Raw genomic sequence first — 3,046 nt, 5'->3', positions numbered from 1 at the left:
TAATGTGTATGGAAATCTCATCTTGAAGCGAGCTTCCCGCTTAGATGCTTTCAGCGGTTATCCCATCCGAACGTAGCTAATCAGCGATGCACTTGGCAGTACAACTGACACACCAGAGGTTCGTCCGTCCCGGTCCTCTCGTACTAAGGACAGCCCTTCTCAAATTTCCTGCGCGCGCAGCGGATAGGGACCGAACTGTCTCACGACGTTCTAAACCCAGCTCGCGTACCGCTTTAATGGGCGAACAGCCCAACCCTTGGGACCTACTCCAGCCCCAGGATGCGACGAGCCGACATCGAGGTGCCAAACCATGCCGTCGATATGGACTCTTGGGCAAGATCAGCCTGTTATCCCCGAGGTACCTTTTATCCGTTGAGCGACGGCCATTCCACAATGTACCGCCGGATCACTAGTCCCGACTTTCGTCCCTGCTTGAGATGTCTCTCTCACAGTCAAGCTCCCTTGTGCACTTACACTCGACACCTGATTGCCAACCAGGCTGAGGGAACCTTTGGGCGCCTCCGTTACTTTTTAGGAGGCAACCGCCCCAGTTAAACTACCCATCAGGCACTGTCCCTGACCCGGATCACGGGCCGAAGTTAGATGTCCAAAGTGACCAGAGTGGTATTTCAACGATGACTCCACCCGAACTGGCGTCCGGGCTTCAACGTCTCCCACCTATCCTACACAAGCCACTCCGAACACCAATACCAAACTATAGTAAAGGTCTCGGGGTCTTTCCGTCCTGCTGCGCGTAACGAGCATCTTTACTCGTACTGCAATTTCGCCGAGTTTATGGTTGAGACAGCGGGGAAGTCGTTACTCCATTCGTGCAGGTCGGAACTTACCCGACAAGGAATTTCGCTACCTTAGGATGGTTATAGTTACCACCGCCGTTTACTGGGGCTTAAATTCTCAGCTTCGCCCGTAAGGGCTAACCGGTCCTCTTAACCTTCCAGCACCGGGCAGGAGTCAGTCCGTATACATCGTCTTGCGACTTCGCACGGACCTGTGTTTTTAGTAAACAGTCGCTTCCCCCTGGTCTCTGCGGCCCACACCCGCTCACGGAGAGCAAGTCTCCATCACGGGGCAGGCCCCCCTTCTCCCGAAGTTACGGGGGCATTTTGCCGAGTTCCTTAACCATAATTCTCTCGATCGCCTTGGTATTCTCTACCTGATCACCTGTGTCGGTTTGGGGTACGGGCGGCTAAAACCTCGCGTCGATGCTTTTCTTGGCAGCATAGGATCACCGGATCCCCCCGAACGGGGGTCCCATCAGATCTCAGGATCGTGCTCGAAGCACACAGGAACGGATTTGCCTATCCCTGACCCTACATCCTTAGACCGGGGCAACCATCGCCCGGCCCGGCTACCTTCCTGCGTCACACCTGTTAATACGCTTACCTCCCGGGATCAGGTCCCGCGCTCGGCCAAAACCCACAACACCACAAGGGTGAGCGGGCAGGCTCCGGGCGGTTAGTATCCCCCGCTTGGCATGGGCGGTTTTTCGCCGGTACGGGAATATCAACCCGTTGTCCATCGACTACGCCTGTCGGCCTCGCCTTAGGTCCCGACTTACCCAGGGCAGATTAGCTTGACCCTGGAACCCTTGATCATTCGGCGGACGGGTTTCTCACCCGTCTTTCGCTACTCATGCCTGCATTCTCACTCGTGTAGGCTCCACCGCTGGTTTCCACCGCGACTTCACTGCCCACACGACGCTCCCCTACCACTCCACACCCCTGAACCACGAAGGCTAGGGCATTATGTGAAATCCACAACTTCGGCGGTGTACTTGAGCCCCGCTACATTGTCGGCGCGGAATCACTTGACCAGTGAGCTATTACGCACTCTTTCAAGGATGGCTGCTTCTAAGCCAACCTCCTGGTTGTCTTCGCAACTCCACATCCTTTCCCACTTAGCACACGCTTAGGGGCCTTAGTTGGTGGTCTGGGCTGTTTCCCTCTCGACTATGAAGCTTATCCCCCACAGTCTCACTGCTGCGCTCTGACTTACCGGCATTCGGAGTTTGGCTGACGTCAGTAACCTTGTAGGGCCCATCGGCCATCCAGTAGCTCTACCTCCGGCAAGAAACACGCAACGCTGCACCTAAATGCATTTCGGGGAGAACCAGCTATCACGGAGTTTGATTGGCCTTTCACCCCTACCCACAGCTCATCCCCTCCATTTTCAACTGAAGTGGGTTCGGTCCTCCACGACGTCTTACCGTCGCTTCAACCTGGCCATGGGTAGATCACTCCGCTTCGGGTCTAGATCACGCCACTACACTCGCCCTATTCAGACTCGCTTTCGCTACGGCTACCCCACACGGGTTAACCTCGCGACGTAACACTAACTCGCAGGCTCATTCTTCAAAAGGCACGCCGTCACCAGAATCAGACTGGCTCCGACGGATTGTAAGCACACGGTTTCAGGTACTGTTTCACTCCCCTCCCGGGGTACTTTTCACCTTTCCCTCACGGTACTGGTCCGCTATCGGTCATTAGGAAGTATTTAGGCTTATCAGGTGGTCCTGACAGATTCGCACGGGATTTCTCGGGCCCCGTGCTACTTGGGATACTCCCCAGGCCGTGCACAACATTACGGTTACGGGGCTCACACCCTCTCTGGCCGGCCTTTCAAGACCGTTCACCTATGCCTGCACCTCACCTCACTGGTCCGGCAGAACCAGAACGGAAAGTCCCACAACCCCGCCCATGCAACGCCCGCCGGCTATCACACATGGAAACGGTTTAGCCTGATCCGCGTTCGCTCGCCACTACTAACGGAATCACTATTGTTTTCTCTTCCTGCGGGTACTGAGATGTTTCACTTCCCCGCGTTCCCCCCACGCACCCTATGTGTTCAGATGCGGGTCACACAATCACCTTGCAGCGTTGTGCGGGGTTTCCCCATTCGGACATCCTGGGATCAACGCTCGGTTATCAACTCCCCCAGGCTTATCGCAGATTCCTACGTCCTTCTTCGGCTCCTAATGCCAAGGCATCCACCGTGTGCCCTTAAAAACTTGACCACACACAAAGAC

At 55.6% G+C, this 3,046-nt stretch carries 1 rRNA gene; it reads right to left on the bottom strand.

Annotated elements, in window-relative coordinates:
* Positions 1 to 3,034: ribosomal RNA gene (locus AC1RJY_RS23960) — 23S ribosomal RNA — on the bottom strand; the annotation flags it as partial.
* Positions 3,035 to 3,046 lie beyond the last annotated feature (12 nt).

It is taken from the genome of Arthrobacter sp. GW822-FHT05G07 (genome assembly GCF_058799755.1).
The sequence above is the reverse complement of the archived record's forward strand: the minus strand, read 5'-3'. Positions and strand labels throughout refer to the sequence as shown.